The following is a 13,976-nucleotide window of genomic DNA, read 5'->3' as shown; positions in this document are numbered from 1 at the left end:
CGGCTGTGAAAAAAGCGACCGCTTCGGGGACGCGCTCTTCGCCTTAACCGGTACTTCCGGCATTTCGAGCGCGTTGACGCGTCGACGGCATGCCGATACGTGACTTGGAACTGTCGAACGCAAGGGGATTTCCGCATGGTGCAGTACGCTGAGGGACGGCCGATCGGCGATCTGACGCTGCGCACGCTGGCCATGCCTTCGGACGCCAATGCTGCGGGCGACATTTTCGGCGGCTGGGTGATGGCGCAGATGGACCTGGCCTGCGGCATCCGCGCCGCCGAGCGCGCCAAGGGCCGCGTGGTCACAGCGGCGGTGAAGGAAATGTCGTTCGCCAAGGCGATGAAGATCGGCGACACGCTGTGCATCTATACGCATGTCGAACGCGTCGGTCGCACCTCGATGACGCTCAAGGTCGAGGCCTGGGCGCAACGCTATCTCTCCGACCTGATGGAGAAGGTCACCAATGCCGATTTCGTCATGGTGGCGCTCGACGGCGAGGGCAAGCCGAAAGCGGTTCCGGCTGAGAGCTGATCGGCGGTCAGGCCGCCAGCCCCGCCTGCAAAACAGCAATCCTGTGTGATGCTTTTCATAGTCGCATTCGCAAGTTTTCGTGACCGTGTCCGAGCGGACCCGGGAGAAGACAATGCGTCAACGATTGCTGAACGGCGCATTGGCCGGCGCGCTTGCAGGCTTGTTCTGCCTGTTGGCCGCAACCGCCTATATAGAGGTCAAGCAGGGCGATGCCGATGTCGGCTGCGCCGCCGAAAACCACACCTTGGAACCGCAACCGGCCAGGTGCGAAATCTGCGTGGTGCCGCCATGCGACAGCGGTGCGACGACCGCTAGCCATTGCGCTGGTGGGGCGACCTGCATCATCGGCGGGAAGGTGGTCAGCCGGGACCCGAAATCGAAGCGGATCGAAAGCCGTCTGCGGACCGGACTGCAGATGCAGCCGTAGGATTGGCCTAAATCATGCTCCGCGCGAAAACCCTTGCAATGCAAGGGTTTCAGGCATGAATCCCATCGAACTTCGCGCGTGCCGCCCTGACGCGATCGGTGTTGTTGCGAGCCCATTCGCCGAGTGCGCCGACCGGCACCAGCAAGTCACATCCAAGCTGTGTCAGCTCGTAATCGACCCGCGGCGGGATGGTCGGAAACACGGTGCGGGTGACGAAACCGTCGCGCTCCAGACCGCGCAAAGTGGTGGTCAGCATCTTCTGCGAAATGCCGCCGACGGCGGCCCGCAGTTCATTGAATCGCAGCGGTCCGTTGCCCAGTTTTCCGACGACCAGGACGGTCCATTTGTCGCCGACGCGCTGCAGGATTTCCGAGATGGCGCGACAGTCCTCGGTGCGGTGCGGGTGCCTAGGTAACAAAAAGGTGCCTCCTTGCGCGTCGTCTTGGCAGTATCTCATATAGCTCAGGTATCTAAATGATACCAGAAATACCTGCTAGGAGAGCCCCCTTATGTCCAAACCCAAAATCGCCATCGTCGTCGGTTCGACGCGCGCCGCACGCTTCGCCGATGTGCCCACCCAGTGGATCGCCAAGATCGCCAAGTCGCACGCCGACATTGACGTGGAAGTCGTCGATCTCAGGGATTTCCCGCTACCCTTCTTCGACGAGGTTGCCTCCTCCGCCTGGGCGCCGTCGCAGAACGAAGTGGCACAGCGCTGGCAGAAGAAGGTCGCCGGCTTCGACGGCTTCATCTTCACCGCCGCCGAATACAACCATGGCCCGACGGCCGTGCTGAAGAACGCGATCGACTACGCCGCCAATGAATGGAACAAGAAGCCGGCCGGCTTCGTCGGCTATGGCAGCGTCGGCGGCGCTCGCGCTGTCGAACAGCTCCGTCTTCATGCCGTCGAGTTGCAGATGGCGCCGGTCAAGTCGGCAGTTCACATCGCCTGGGCCGATTTCCTCGCCGTCAAGCAGGGCGAAAAGAAGCTCGATGAGCTCGAACACCTGAACCAGGCAGCAACCGCTCTGGTCAACGACATTGCATGGTGGGCGAGAGTGCTCAAGGCAGCCCGCGCGGCAGACGTCGTCGCCGAAGAATCCAAGGCGGCCTAAGTCGTCGGACTTGAGATTATCCTCCCAAGGAGATGGGGCGGCGCTTGCGCCGCCCTTTTGATTTCCGAGGATGACGCTATCGAAACGCCCCCAATGACGACCTCAGCGATCAGCGTGCCAAATCGTCATTCTGTCTTCCATCGACTTCCAGATCACCAGGTGCCAAATGCTCGCCACAGGCGCGGCAATGCACCTGTGCCGCGACTTCGTGGTCACACTGTCGGTGGATCAGGCGAATCGAGTCCGGCTGTCCGCTCCGGACATGGTCTTGGCCCCACTGCTTTAATGTGAGCAGTACAGGCAACAGCCCGCGCCCTGTGGCAGTGAGCCGATATTTGTAGCGCAATGGATGATCGCTGTACGGCTCTCGATCCAGGACGCCGTGCTCTTCCAACTTGCGAAGCCTGACGGCGAGGATATCTCGCGGCGCTCCGGTATTGTTCACAATCTCGGTGAACTTCTGCTGCCCGTAAAGCAGCTCCCGAACAATCAAAAGACTCCACCGGTCGCCCACGACCTCGAGGGCGGCCGCGATGTTGCACAAACGTGGGGTTAAATCGGCAGCCTTCGATCGCATGCCAGATCTCATATCAAGAGAAAGTTGTAAAATCAAACCGAAGTGGGTTGCGATATCCAACTGACTGTGTAATTTTCAGAGTTGGAATACCCAACTGACCAATTGCGGCATGGAAAACGCCCGATCGCCTAGCGTTGATGTCGCTTTCACAAACACCGCGCCCCGGGCGGAAAATATCAACCGGACGTGGATCGAAAATTGTCTTTAGCGGGGCTCAGCAAAGAGGGTCACCGGCTCTTGAAGCGCCGTTACTCGTCAGTCGCGCAATGAGGGCAACGAGGCTGGAAGCGTCATTGGATGGCATGCGGGTCGAAGGCAAAGCGTGAACCGCAGCGCCTTCACCAACTTCATCGATGGCGGACGTTGCCCGTGCTGAATTGCCTAAGGGAGTAGATGATAATCATGGATACGCAATCGCACGCCGCATCCTCGAGCGAAATCTCAGATCAAAGATCGCTTCTGATAACTTTCGTCCTGTGTGGGGCGGCATTCATGGCGATGATTGATGTATTCATCGTCAATGTCGCCTTCCGTCAGATAGGCGCGGAATTTCCCGACGCCAGTTTTGCCGATCTCAGCTGGATTCTGAACGGCTACACCATTGTCTATGCAGCGTTGTTGATTCCGTTCGGCGGGCTCGCCGACAAGTGGGGACGCAAGCGTGCTTTCCTTGCGGGCCTGACGATATTCACGCTGGCCAGCGTCGGCGGCGCGCTGTCGGGCGCGATGTGGTCGCTCATACTCTGCCGCGTGTTGCAAGCAGCGGGAGCCGCGATGCTCACTCCGAGCAGCCTCGGCCTTATTTTGACGGTTCTTCCTCCGCAAAAGCGGGCGGGGGCCGTCAAGATCTGGGCGACGACATCTGCGATTGCTGCAGCAGTCGGTCCGGCCCTCGGCGGGGTCCTTGCAGAATATTCATGGCGTTGGATTTTCATCATCAATCTGCCGGTCGGGATTCTTGCCGGCATTGCAGCTGCATCGCTGATACCAACGATACAGCCGGTCAGTGCCTCGACCAGAAAGCTCGATCTGTTCGGCGCCATGCTTACTGCAATCGCCGTGGGATCACTGTCTCTCGCCGTCGTCGAGCATGATCAATCGACCACGTCGGAAGTCATAATCTACTATGCCTTAGCCATTCTGGCCGCGGCCTGGCTCGTAAGGAGAATCCTGTTTCACCAGGCGCCCATCGTAGACCCGAGCCTCTTCAAGGTTTCGACATTTACCTGGGCGAACGTCACCATCATTCTGTTCTGCACGGCCTTTGCCGCTATGTTTCTCAGCCTCGCAATCTGGTTGCAAACAGTTGCCGGCCTTTCCTTGATCGAGACCGGATTTGCAATTGTCCCTGGCCCTGTTTGCGTGCCCATAGCCGCTTACGTCGTTCAGAAGTTTGCATATACCACGTCACCGCGAGCGCTTGTGATCGTCGGCAATGTCATTTTCGCGATTGGAGCGTTGGGCCTCGCCTTCATGGCGTCAACCGCCCCCCGCTACAGCATAGATATCATGCCGGCATGGATGTTGGTTGGTATCGGCATCGGCATCGCCATGCCGACCATGATTGGGAGCGCAACGCGCGATCTTCCGGCAAACATGGCAGCGACGGGTAGTGCAGTGGTCAATACAAGCCGGCAGTTGGGCTATGTTCTGGGTGTGGCACTGCTGGTGGCGGTTCTGGGCTCTCTCAGTCTCGCCCCGGACCAGGCATTGCATGCTTTTCAAACGAGTTGGCAACTCATCGCTCTCGGCGCTGCGCTCAGCGCGTTGACGGCGCTGGGCATGCGGAGGACGGCTTGACCTCCAGCTTCTCGAGAACGGCTCTTCCACCTTGTCTGACCAGGCGAAAAGCGACCGCGACGCGGTCCCACATCGATCAACAGCAGGAAGGTTTGCCATGCAACAGAAAGAAGTGAGCGATGCCGAAGACCGAGCTGCAGGCTTTGCTGACAAGCTGCTCCGGATCAAGCGACCGCCTATAGATCAGCAGTTTCAGGCACTGTTGAACACCGAATCCATAACAATGCAGGTCGAGGCGCCGGGCGACTGGCCCGATGGCCGCCAGATCGAGGTGCGAGTCCATCGCTGGGGGAAGGGGCCAAATGCACTGCTTGTCCATGGATGGCAAGGGCTGCGTTCCGATCTCATCGGCATAGGGCGCAAGCTCGCAGAGGCCGGCCACACAGTCTGGTTTCCCGACCTTCCCGGCCATGGAGATTCGGCCGGTGAGCGATTGTCCATTCCGTTGGCAGCCGCCGTTCTACGGGCCGTCGAGCGGCTGGCTGGACCTTTTGCTCTGGCAGCGGGGCATTCGATTGGAGGGGCCTGCGTGGTGCAAGCTCTGGACCAAGGTCTTTCAGCTGAGCGGATCGTCCTCCTCGCCACACCGACGCACTACGGGCACTTTGTCCGATTCATGGCGCGCAAGGCTGGGCTTGAAGGAGACGAAGACGCAATACTACGGCAGCTGGAAGGCCTGATCGGGCTCCATCCTGATCGCATAGACATGCGGCGACAGGCGGCGAAAATGTCCCAACCCGCCCTGTTTGTTCATTCATCCGATGACACGGTTGTGCCCTACAAGGGCGCGGAGGTTGTGGCTTCGATGTGGCCCGGCGCCCAGTGGCTCCTCGTCGATGGCCTAGGCCATCACCGAGAGTTCCTGAACGACAATGTTGTCCAGGAGCGGGTCTCTGCTTTCGCAGGCAGCGCCCCCGCGCATCTCAAACCCATTCTGGCGACCGCGCGACGCGCGAGCCTCTGAGCTCGGCTTCGCTATTCCCCTTAACGACAGTTATTGAAGCGCAAAGCTGCCGTTCGCGTCATAGAGGCCCATGCCCGTTTGGGGTCAAAAGCCGACATTCGAAGAGTCAGCGCACCACCTCCCGGTGGCCGCCGGGCAGGCGGGTGGCGATCAGTTTGTCGATGCGGCGGCCGTCGAGGTCGACGACCTCGAAGCGCCAGCCTTGCGCGTCGACGCATTCGCCGGTCGCCGGCAGATGGTGCATATGCGCCAGCACATAGCCGGCGACGGTTTCGTAGTCGCGGTTCTCCGGCAGGTCGATGCCGAGAACGTCGGCCATTTCGTCGGCCTGCATATAGCCGGCCAGCAGCCATGAGCCGTCCTCGCGCCTGACGGCGTTTTCCTCGTCGCCGGCGTCGGTATCGGCGCGGAACACGCCGGTGATGGCTTCCAGAATGTCGGCGGGGGTGACGATGCCTTCGAAGTGGCCGTATTCGTCATGGACGAGCGCCATCGGCACGTCCGATTCCTTGAGCTTGGACAACACGTCCAGTGCGTCGGCCTGATCGTAGACGATGGGTGCGGCGCGCACATGCTTGCGCGGATCGAGCGCGCGGCCGGCAAGCATGGCCGCCAGCACATCGCGGGTCTGGACGACGCCGACCATGACATCGACGCCGCCGTCACCGGCGGGCAGACGCGAATGCTGGGTCTCCATCAGCAATTTTCGGATCGCCGTTTCGTCGGACTGCAGATTGATCCAGTCGACTTCGGTGCGCGGCGTCATCACGGCGCGCACGGCGCGGTCGCCGAGGCGCATGACACCTGCGATCATGCGCCGCTCGTCGGATTCGATGGTGCCGTGATGCTCGGCCTCGGCGACCAGCATCTTGATCTCCTCGTCGGTGACCTTCTCTTCGCTTTCGCCGCGCTGGCCGAGCAGCCACAGGATGGCGCGGCCGGAAATGTCGAGGAGAAAGACAAGGGGCGCCGAGACGGTGGCCAGGATGGTCATCGCCGGGGCAGCGCGGGCGGCGACGCGCTCGGGATCGCGCAACGCGATCTGCTTGGGCACCAGTTCGCCGACGATCAGCGAGAAATAGGTGATGATGGCGACGACGATGCCGACGCCGAGCGGATCGGCGATGGTTTCACGGATGCCGGTCGAGGCCAGGAACTGGGCAAGCCGTTGCCCCAGCGTAGCACCCGAAAATGCGCCCGACAGCACGCCGACCAGGGTAATGCCGATCTGCACCGAGGACAGGAATTTTCCGGGATTGGAGCCGAGCGCCAATGCGCGGCCGGCGCCTTTGACGCCACGGTCGATCATCGCCTTGAGGCGGGCCGGCCGTGACGAGACGATGGCAAGTTCGGACATCGACAGAAGGCCGTTCACGCAGATGAGGACGACCACGATGGCGATTTCAACATAAAGCATGAGGGGTCAATAGCATTGCGGCGGGGCGATCGAAAATAGACGGCCGCCATTTTTCAGGGCCGTCCGTCAGGTGGCATCCCAGGGCGGCGACGAAAAGCGCTCGACCAGCGCGTCGACGACGACACGGACCTTCGGCGTCAGGTTGCGCGTGACTGGCCAGATGGCATTTACGACGACGTTTTCGACCAGACAATCCGACAGGACCATCGTGAGTTCGCCGCTTTTGAAACTGTCGGCAGCCAGCCAGGTCGGCAGGAAGGCGATGCCGCAACCGGCAAGGGCTGCATCGAGCATCGGTTCGCCGTGGCCGAGGACGAGCCGTGCCTTGGGCACGAAAGTCGCGAGATGGCCGTCGGCCTGCCTTATGACCCAGGGACGAACGACGCCGTCGCGGCCATAGCCGATCACACTGTGAGAGGCGAGATCCTCGAGCGATTGTGGCCTGCCGTGTTTTTCGAGATAGGCAGGCGCGGCACAGATCGCCGAGCGCTGGGCATAGATGCGACGCGCGGCGAGCGACAGGCTGTCATCGAGCTCGCCCATGCGAACCGCAAGGTCTATGCCTTCCTCGACCAGGTCGACGCGCCGGTCGTTGAAGGAGATCTCCATCGTCAGATCAGGGAATTGGCTGGAAATGTCGAACAGGACAGGCGCGACACATCGGCGGCCGAAGGCGAGCGGCACATCAATCCGAAGCCGGCCGGACGGGACCTGCCGGCGTGAGGCGAGCAGCGACTGTGCGGCTTCGATCTCAGCCAGCGCCCTGACACAGGCTTCGTAGTAGCTGACGCCCTCACTGGTCGGGCTGAGGCGGCGGGTGGTGCGGTTCAGCAAGCGGACACCAAGCCGCTGCTCCAATTGGGCGATCGACTTGCCAACCGCCGATTTCGTCACATGCAGCCGTTCGCCGGCGCCCGTGAAGCTGCCGGCCTCAATTGTCTGAACGAATGCGACGATGCCTTGCAGGTCGGCCGGTTCCATGAAGATTTCCTATTGTCAATTTCTAGTCCGCAATCAGTCGAAAATTATGCCGCATAGAAGCTCTATTTTCTATAGTCAGAAGGCATAGATGTCTCGCGTGGCCACCAATCACGGAGCGCGAAACGACATGAGCACTGACATCAACAGATCCTGGCAGATGAGCGGCTTCGGCCTGTCGAAGCTGGGCCAGGTGAGGGGCAAGTTGCCTGAGCCGGGGCCGCACGATTTGCTGGTGCGGACCAAGGCCGTATCGCTGAACTACAAGGACAAGATGATCGTCGATGGCGTGCTGATCCCCGACCTTGCCTTTCCCTTCGTGCCGACCTCCGATGCGGCGGGCTTGGTGATGGCTGTCGGCAGTGCCGTCAGCCGCTTCCAGGTCGGCCAGCGGGTGCTCGGGCAGGTGATCGCCGACTGGCCGGATGGCGATGCGCCGCCGGTGCTGCACAAGCGCACGCTGGGGTCGTCGCTGTCGGGCATGCTTTCCGACCATGTCATCTTCGGCGAGGACGCCGCTGTGCTGGCGCCGCCGTCGCTCAGCGATATCGAGGCGGCGACCCTGCCGATCGCGGCGCTGACCGCCTGGTTTGCCATGGCAGAGGCGACCAAGCCGGTGCCAGGCCAGAGCATTCTCATCCAGGGCACAGGTGGCGTGTCGCTGTTTGCGCTGCAGTTCGCCACCGCCTTCGGCCTGCGTGCCATCGTCACCTCAAGCAACGACGACAAGCTGGAGCGGGCAAGAAAACTCGGCGCCTGGCAAGTGATCAACTACCGCACCCAGCCGGCATGGGACGAGGCCGCGCGCGAGCTGACAAACGGCGTGGGTGTGAACCACGTGCTGGAAATGGTCGGTGGCGACAATGCGCGGCGATCGCTCAACGCGCTCGCCGCCGACGGTCGGCTGTCGATTATCGGCCTGCTGGGCAGCACGGAGCTCAGCTTTCCGATCATCCCGTTCATGCGCAACCGCATCACCGTGCAGGGCATGTCGGTTGGCCACAGGCGCGCCTTCGAGCGGATGAATCAGGCGATCGAGGCGCTGGCGATCAAGCCGGTCATCGACAAGGTCTTCGGCTTCGACGAGGTGCCGAAAGCCATGCAGCATCTGGAGAAAGGACCGTTCGGCAAGATTGTCATCACCACGAGCTGACCTTTCGGTCGTCTCATGGCAGCTGCTTCAACACCCCGACCACGGCCTTGCCGTCGGTGAAATAGGGATCGCCACCGCCATTGCGCCCGGCTTTGGTGGCGCCGATTCCAGGGATGTCGCTCGTCGAGACAAGCGTGCCGGCGGCGGTCAGGTCGCGGATCAGGGCGTCGCGCTCGGCGTCGATGTCGGGGCCTATATGATGGGTGACGGCACCGGTCTCATGGCTGAGGCCGATGCCGCGATCAAAGCTGGCCGAGCCCAGCCAGAGTGGGCGGCCATCGTCGCTGGTGGCGTCGGTCTGCCAGAAGCGGACGTGGTGACGTTGGTCGGCGCTGTCGCCGACCGGTTTTTCGAAGGCGAGGTCTTGGGACCGGCCTTCGAACAGCAGCCGGCTGACCGGCGCGTCGGGATAGGGGCGGCCGAACAAAACACTTTCGCCGATCTCGATCGCGGTCTTCAGCGTGACGGCGTCGGCCGTATCCCATCCTGCCACGGCGAAGGCGTGAACCAGTTCCTTCTGCGTGCCGACAAGGCCGACATTGATCGGATCGCCGGGAATGCCTTGCGGCGTGTGCGTCAGCATTTCGAAGCGCTGCGTACGAAAGCCGCGATCGTGAAACGTCCAGAATTCCGGCGCGGCGACATAGGCCAGCGCCAGATAGGCTGCGCAAAGCGCCACCAGCCAGGTCAATGCGCGTCGTCGCAGGCTTCGTTGGCTCATGAATGCGGCTCGATCCGTGCGGTATCTGTTGCCTGACAGACCCTGGAAATCAATGGCCAGCGGCGCGCAGCTGTTCTATCGTCGGCCATCGCTTTTTGGCTGGGTGGGCAGGGATGAAGCGGAAGCCGGTAGGTCGCGGTTCAATGGCACTGACGGCCGACCTCGTCGCGAGGGTCGAACGTATCGAACCGGATCCCGGTCCCGAGCCTGGAACAACCGACCATACCGACGCGGAGTTCGACGGCCTGGTCGAGCGGTTGCTTTCACAGCACCGGCCCGAAGTGCTGTGGGTCTTTGCCTATGGGTCGCTGATCTGGAATCCCGAATTCGACCATGTCGAGCAGCGCCCGGCCACGGCGCCAGGATGGCACCGCTCCTTCTGCCTGAAGCTGACCCGCTGGCGCGGAACCCGCGATTTGCCGGCCTTGATGCTGGCTCTCGATCGAGGCGGCAGCTGCAACGGCATCGTTTATCGGCTGCCTGCGCAAGACCATATTGGGCAACTTGGCCAATTGATGCGCCGGGAGATCGATGCCAACCCACCAACCAACGTGCCGTGCTGGATCAAGGTCAACACCAAGGACGGGCCGCTGCGTGCCCTCGCCTTCGTCGCCACGCCAGACGGCAGGGCCTATGCCGGCCGGTTGCCATTGGAGCAGGTTGCCGACACGCTGGCGCGGGCTGCCGGGCATTGGGGCTCGTCGGCGCAGTATCTGTTCCGAACCGTCAGCAAACTGGAGGAGAGCGGGATTCGCGACAGGAACCTTTGGCGCATCCAGGATCTGGTGGCTCGGCAAATCATCGCGTCCACGGGCGGCGCCCAGCACGCCCGATCTTCACCCTAGCGGCAGGCGCGATAGCCGCTCTTGCGGTTCTTGATGTCGAAATGGAAATGGTTGCGGTGGTCGTAATTGTAGCCGGGGCCAAGCACGGTGGTGAAATACTGGCAGCCATCGGCGCGCACTGTGTTGAGGAAGCCACGGGTGCGGAAGGCAAACAGGCCGGGCTTGCGCACATCGATGTCGTCGCCATTGTTGAGCTCGATGCTCATGACGTCGAGCGCGTTGCCCTTGCCATGCTCCGACAGGACACCTTCGCCGGCAATGTTGCGGCAGGAATAGCTCGAACCCTGATGGATGGTCTTGACACCGGAGAAATAGCGCCAGCGGGCGGACGGAACCAGTTCGTTCTTCGTCCAGCCGGCGAAGGTGGCGGCCATGTCGCAGGTCAGGGTGGCGGCAGGCTTCATCTGGATGCTGCCAATGGCCGAGACCTTGACCGGATAGTCGATGCCGCACTGGCCTTCGTGGATCGGCTGGACGTCAGTGTAGACGACGCCGAGGCGCCTCAGTTCGCTGCGGCAGTCGATCTCGCTGGCCGGCATCTGCTCGGGCTCAGACATTGGCTCGTCCATGCGCGGATAGGCGGCGGTCATGTAGGGGTTGGAGGGCACTAGGCTCTGCATGCCGCCGTATTGCGGAACGGCCGACGTTTGCGCGCCGACGTCGACCGCCGGCTGCAGCGAGAATACGCTGCCGGTGTTGCAGGCCGAAACGGCGGCGAGGGCAAGGCCGGTGGCCACCATCGCTGCACGTTTCGATTGGCGTGCGACCATCGCAGCGGCGCGAAATATTCCGGCCATGGGCGGAATCCCTGTCCCTAGATGTCCGGCATTTTAACGATCAAGGGTAAAGGAAAACTCAGCGGTTGCGTTCACGCCTGCGGCTGAATTGCGGCAAGCAGCCTTACGCCTACTGGCAGAATGTGCCGCCATGCCGGCGCGGTTCCAAATCGAGATGGAAATGCAGGGAATGATCGGGGTCAGAACCTGGTCCGAGCACGGTCTTGAACGGCCCGCAGGCCGCCTTGCGAACAGCGTTGAGGAATTTGCCGTCCTCCTCCGGCGGCGTAGGGCCGACTTCGATCTTCCGGCCATCCGACAGCGTGAAGCTGGCGATGTCGAGCGCGTCGCCAAAAGCGTGTTCCGACAGTTTCTTGGTGCCGTGGCGCGGCCGGCAGACAAAGGCCGATGCCTGGCTGATCGACTTCAGATCGGCGCCGAATTCGGCCTTCGCGGCCGGCTGGATGACATTGGCGGCAAAACGCGCGGCGGCCTCAGCCATCTGGCAATTGAGCTCGGTGCCGGGGCCGATGCCGATGGACTTGCCGAGCGTCATCAGTACCAGGGGATAGGGGATCGAGCAGCCGATTTCGGGATTGCTTTCCGCCTTGTGCTCCTCGAACTCGACGCCGAGCGTCTTCAGCCGCTCCCGGCACGCAAGTTCAGCCGCAGGCATTTTTTCATCCGGCAGGTCAGCCGAGCGCGGATCGGGAAGCATCTTCTCGCCGGCATCCGCTGGTTTTGGCCGCGGCTGCGGAGCGACGGCCGGTGGCTCGGTTTCCGGCGGCATGGCGGTATCGGGTTTTTGTGTCGGTGTCGGCACTGCCGCCGGCGGCTCCGGCGCGCTTTCCATCTCGGCCGACGACGATTCGGGGCGAGCCTGCTTTCTCTCATGGGACTTTTCTTGATTGAAGCGGTCGGACGCTCCGCCGGCCTTTGGAGCGTCCGTCTTCTGCTCATCCATCTCTGATGAGTCGACCTTTTCAGCATCCGCCGGCCGCGGTTCGGGCACGGGCATATCGGGCGATGCCACCGGATCCGGGGTTCTCCGATGCGTCGGCTCCTGTGTGACCTGTAGGTTGCTGCGCCGTTTCATCGGCTTCGCTGCTCGCCGCTTCGGGGGTTGCTCGGCCCTCGGTGTCAGCAGTTGCTCCACCCATGTCGGCTTGTGCTGTTTGTGGCGATGTCTGGCGTCAGCCGGCATTGTCAGCAAGGCCGTGAGGCCGATGACCAGTAAAACCCTGAATGTTCGGGAAAAATTAATCGACCCCATGGCTCTCAACGGCGGCAAGGCCTGGAGGTTGCCTTTGATCGGCCGCTCAGGCGATCACGATCGGTAACGGCGCTGTTATGCACCAATCGCTTCCAGCCCTTCCTCCAGCCAGTCGGCCAGCAGCGGCATGCCGAGCAGATATTTGGCCGTGCGCTTGTTGGCACGCTCTCGTGCGGCGGCCAGCGCGTCCGTCCATTCCGAGGCGTCGTAGTCGCCGCGGCCGACCCAGGCCAGCGCGATCAGTTCGGCCGCTTCATCGACATTGAGGTCGTTGATGAGTTCGCGCAGTTCCTCCTCGGTCAGGTTTTCGGAGCTCTCCTCGGCCAGGCCGTCATGATGGTGATTGTCGTGCGCCTCGCCGTCGAGCTCGACCTCGTGCTCGGCGCCATCGGCATAGTCTTCGTTGACGGCGGCGCTCAGCGCCTTGGCCTTGAGAATGAACAGGCGCACGGTGTCGGGACCGATCGAAAGCTCCCATTCCTTTTCAAGGCGCCGCTGCACTGGCCTTCTCCATCCTCCGTTCCCTGGATGATAGCGGATTTGCAGCGCTCGTCACGTCACGTTCGGCTTGCCGTGTTCACCTTTGGCAAAATCCCCGGCGCAGCGGAGCCTTGCCGAATGTCTGCGGGACGCCGGTCAGAGAATGTTTCGCGGCCATTACTTTTTCTGGGATGAAACGGACTTCGCCCTGCGTTATTGTTGCATTATCATCCTCAAGGAGGCTTCGATGCATAAAAGAGTGCTGATCCAGGCGGCCGCGGCGCTTGTCGCGCTGCAGTTCTTTGCGGTTCCGGTGTTTGCAGCCGGCGAGGGCGGTGGCGGCGGTGGTGGCGGCGGTGGCGGTGGTGAACAGACCACCACCAAGTGCAAGAAGGGCGAGGTCTGGGACAAGAAGCTGAAGAAGTGCGTGGCGCCGAAGTACGGCATGCTCGACGACGACAACATCTATGATGCCGGCCACGATCTGGCGATGGCCGGACGCTATGACGAGGCGATTGCCGTGCTCAGCCTTGCCGCCAACAAGCAGGATCCGCGCATCCTCAACTATCTCGGCTATTCGCATCGCCATTCCGGCCGCGTCACTGTCGGCCTCGGTTACTACGAGGAAGCACTGCGCATCGATCCCAACTACACGCTGGTGCGCGAATATCTTGGCGAGGCGCATCTGCAGATCGGCGATCTCGCCGGCGCCCGCGAACAGCTCAGCGAGATCGAAAAGCGCACGGGCAAGGGTTCTCGCGAATACGGCATGCTGTCGGAACAGATCGACCATTTCATGAGAAGCTGATTTACCCCAACGCTTCTCGAGCCGGCTGCGAGCAATCGCGGCCGGTTTTTTGTTGGCAAAACCGCATCTGCCGCGGCGGCAATTGTGTAACTGGCAGATGAATTTTCAAAA

16 protein-coding genes are annotated in these 13,976 nt (G+C 61.9%); 8 read left to right on the top strand and 8 right to left on the bottom strand.

All coding sequences use genetic code 11. The annotated features are described in order from the left end of the window. Positions 1-135: 135 nt before the first annotated feature. On the top strand, positions 136-531 hold the full coding sequence (locus AC1DVW_RS10325; RefSeq protein WP_477322861.1) for an acyl-CoA thioesterase: 396 nt from the start codon (positions 136-138) through the stop codon (positions 529-531). Between the two features lie 79 nt (positions 532-610). After that, the gene (locus AC1DVW_RS10320; RefSeq protein WP_477322859.1) at positions 611-958 is read left to right on the top strand and encodes a hypothetical protein; all 348 of its coding nucleotides are present in this window, start codon (positions 611-613) and stop codon (positions 956-958) included. Between the two features lie 49 nt (positions 959-1,007). Here AC1DVW_RS10320 and AC1DVW_RS10315 read toward each other — a convergent pair whose 3' ends face one another. Further along, a complete protein-coding gene (locus AC1DVW_RS10315; RefSeq protein ID WP_477245389.1) occupies positions 1,008-1,376 on the bottom strand; it encodes a winged helix-turn-helix transcriptional regulator in 369 nt (122 codons plus the stop codon). A 91-nt stretch (positions 1,377-1,467) separates the two neighbouring features. On the opposite strand from AC1DVW_RS10315, the gene AC1DVW_RS10310 reads away from it, so the two are divergent. After that, a complete protein-coding gene (locus AC1DVW_RS10310; RefSeq protein WP_477272688.1) occupies positions 1,468-2,073 on the top strand; it encodes an NADPH-dependent FMN reductase in 606 nt (201 codons plus the stop codon). Positions 2,074-2,182: 109 nt separating this feature from the next. Here AC1DVW_RS10310 and AC1DVW_RS10305 read toward each other — a convergent pair whose 3' ends face one another. Then, on the bottom strand, positions 2,183-2,650 hold the full coding sequence (locus tag AC1DVW_RS10305; RefSeq protein ID WP_477322858.1) for a winged helix-turn-helix transcriptional regulator: 468 nt from the start codon (positions 2,648-2,650) through the stop codon (positions 2,183-2,185). A 393-nt stretch (positions 2,651-3,043) separates the two neighbouring features. Between AC1DVW_RS10305 and AC1DVW_RS10300 the strand changes: the two genes are divergently transcribed. Continuing rightward, positions 3,044-4,450: an MFS transporter gene (locus tag AC1DVW_RS10300; RefSeq protein ID WP_477322857.1), complete on the top strand. Its 1,407-nt coding sequence runs from the start codon at positions 3,044-3,046 to the stop codon at positions 4,448-4,450. Between the two features lie 97 nt (positions 4,451-4,547). Continuing rightward, positions 4,548-5,414: an alpha/beta fold hydrolase gene (locus AC1DVW_RS10295; RefSeq protein ID WP_477322856.1), complete on the top strand. Its 867-nt coding sequence runs from the start codon at positions 4,548-4,550 to the stop codon at positions 5,412-5,414. Between the two features lie 106 nt (positions 5,415-5,520). Here the strand turns inward: AC1DVW_RS10295 and AC1DVW_RS10290 are convergent, their stop codons facing one another. Together AC1DVW_RS10290 and AC1DVW_RS10285 are read right to left on the bottom strand one after the other, a co-directional pair. Next, positions 5,521-6,831 (bottom strand): hemolysin family protein, encoded by a 1,311-nt coding sequence (locus AC1DVW_RS10290; protein ID WP_477245383.1) that lies wholly within the window; start codon positions 6,829-6,831, stop codon positions 5,521-5,523. 66 nt (positions 6,832-6,897) lie between these two features. After that, positions 6,898-7,812, bottom strand: a complete 915-nt coding sequence (locus AC1DVW_RS10285) for a LysR family transcriptional regulator (RefSeq protein ID WP_477322854.1) — start codon at positions 7,810-7,812, stop codon at positions 6,898-6,900. Between the two features lie 127 nt (positions 7,813-7,939). Here AC1DVW_RS10285 and AC1DVW_RS10280 point away from each other — a divergent pair, with 127 nt between their 5' ends. Then, a complete protein-coding gene (locus tag AC1DVW_RS10280; protein ID WP_477322853.1) occupies positions 7,940-8,962 on the top strand; it encodes a zinc-dependent alcohol dehydrogenase family protein in 1,023 nt (340 codons plus the stop codon). Between the two features lie 13 nt (positions 8,963-8,975). Here the strand turns inward: AC1DVW_RS10280 and AC1DVW_RS10275 are convergent, their stop codons facing one another. Further along, positions 8,976-9,683, bottom strand: coding sequence for an LssY C-terminal domain-containing protein (locus AC1DVW_RS10275; RefSeq protein WP_477322852.1), 708 nt, complete (start codon positions 9,681-9,683; stop codon positions 8,976-8,978). 113 nt (positions 9,684-9,796) lie between these two features. Here AC1DVW_RS10275 and AC1DVW_RS10270 point away from each other — a divergent pair, with 113 nt between their 5' ends. Further along, the gene (locus AC1DVW_RS10270) at positions 9,797-10,528 is read left to right on the top strand and encodes a gamma-glutamylcyclotransferase (RefSeq protein WP_477322851.1); all 732 of its coding nucleotides are present in this window, start codon (positions 9,797-9,799) and stop codon (positions 10,526-10,528) included. Here the strand turns inward: AC1DVW_RS10270 and AC1DVW_RS10265 are convergent. The 3 genes from AC1DVW_RS10265 to AC1DVW_RS10255 all read right to left on the bottom strand — a co-directional run bounded on the left by AC1DVW_RS10265 (position 10,525) and on the right by AC1DVW_RS10255 (position 13,078). After that, positions 10,525-11,325: an extensin-like domain-containing protein gene (locus AC1DVW_RS10265; protein WP_477272672.1), complete on the bottom strand. Its 801-nt coding sequence runs from the start codon at positions 11,323-11,325 to the stop codon at positions 10,525-10,527. The genes AC1DVW_RS10270 and AC1DVW_RS10265 overlap by 4 nt on opposite strands. Before the next feature lie 109 nt (positions 11,326-11,434). Next, positions 11,435-12,322 carry an extensin-like domain-containing protein gene (locus AC1DVW_RS10260; protein WP_477323320.1) on the bottom strand — a complete coding sequence of 296 codons (888 nt, stop codon included), beginning with the start codon at positions 12,320-12,322 and terminating at the stop codon, positions 11,435-11,437. Positions 12,323-12,652: 330 nt separating this feature from the next. After that, positions 12,653-13,078 carry a DUF3775 domain-containing protein gene (locus AC1DVW_RS10255; RefSeq protein ID WP_477322849.1) on the bottom strand — a complete coding sequence of 142 codons (426 nt, stop codon included), beginning with the start codon at positions 13,076-13,078 and terminating at the stop codon, positions 12,653-12,655. Positions 13,079-13,304: 226 nt separating this feature from the next. Between AC1DVW_RS10255 and AC1DVW_RS10250 the strand changes: the two genes are divergently transcribed. Continuing rightward, the gene (locus AC1DVW_RS10250; protein ID WP_477322847.1) at positions 13,305-13,865 is read left to right on the top strand and encodes a tetratricopeptide repeat protein; all 561 of its coding nucleotides are present in this window, start codon (positions 13,305-13,307) and stop codon (positions 13,863-13,865) included. The last annotated feature ends 111 nt before the right edge of the window (positions 13,866-13,976 follow it).

This window comes from Mesorhizobium sp. P3_B5, assembly GCF_056402815.1.
Note: the sequence above shows the minus strand (reverse complement) of the source record. Positions and strands in the feature narration are given on the sequence as shown.

What these genes read in the sequence shown, in the direction of transcription:
- AC1DVW_RS10310 (WP_477272688.1), top strand. Translation starts at nt 1,468, where the DNA reads ATGTCCAAACCCAAAATCGCCATCGTCGTCGGTTCGACGCGCGCCGCA.
- AC1DVW_RS10290 (WP_477245383.1), bottom strand. Translation starts at nt 6,831, where the DNA reads ATGCTTTATGTTGAAATCGCCATCGTGGTCGTCCTCATCTGCGTGAAC.
- AC1DVW_RS10280 (WP_477322853.1), top strand. Translation starts at nt 7,940, where the DNA reads ATGAGCACTGACATCAACAGATCCTGGCAGATGAGCGGCTTCGGCCTG.
- AC1DVW_RS10270 (WP_477322851.1), top strand. Translation starts at nt 9,797, where the DNA reads ATGAAGCGGAAGCCGGTAGGTCGCGGTTCAATGGCACTGACGGCCGAC.
- AC1DVW_RS10275 (WP_477322852.1), bottom strand. Translation starts at nt 9,683, where the DNA reads ATGAGCCAACGAAGCCTGCGACGACGCGCATTGACCTGGCTGGTGGCG.
- AC1DVW_RS10260 (WP_477323320.1), bottom strand. Translation starts at nt 12,322, where the DNA reads ATGCCCGTGCCCGAACCGCGGCCGGCGGATGCTGAAAAGGTCGACTCA.
- AC1DVW_RS10325 (WP_477322861.1), top strand. Translation starts at nt 136, where the DNA reads ATGGTGCAGTACGCTGAGGGACGGCCGATCGGCGATCTGACGCTGCGC.
- AC1DVW_RS10285 (WP_477322854.1), bottom strand. Translation starts at nt 7,812, where the DNA reads ATGGAACCGGCCGACCTGCAAGGCATCGTCGCATTCGTTCAGACAATT.
- AC1DVW_RS10295 (WP_477322856.1), top strand. Translation starts at nt 4,548, where the DNA reads ATGCAACAGAAAGAAGTGAGCGATGCCGAAGACCGAGCTGCAGGCTTT.
- AC1DVW_RS10250 (WP_477322847.1), top strand. Translation starts at nt 13,305, where the DNA reads ATGCATAAAAGAGTGCTGATCCAGGCGGCCGCGGCGCTTGTCGCGCTG.
- AC1DVW_RS10265 (WP_477272672.1), bottom strand. Translation starts at nt 11,325, where the DNA reads ATGGCCGGAATATTTCGCGCCGCTGCGATGGTCGCACGCCAATCGAAA.
- AC1DVW_RS10300 (WP_477322857.1), top strand. Translation starts at nt 3,044, where the DNA reads ATGATAATCATGGATACGCAATCGCACGCCGCATCCTCGAGCGAAATC.
- AC1DVW_RS10305 (WP_477322858.1), bottom strand. Translation starts at nt 2,650, where the DNA reads ATGCGATCGAAGGCTGCCGATTTAACCCCACGTTTGTGCAACATCGCG.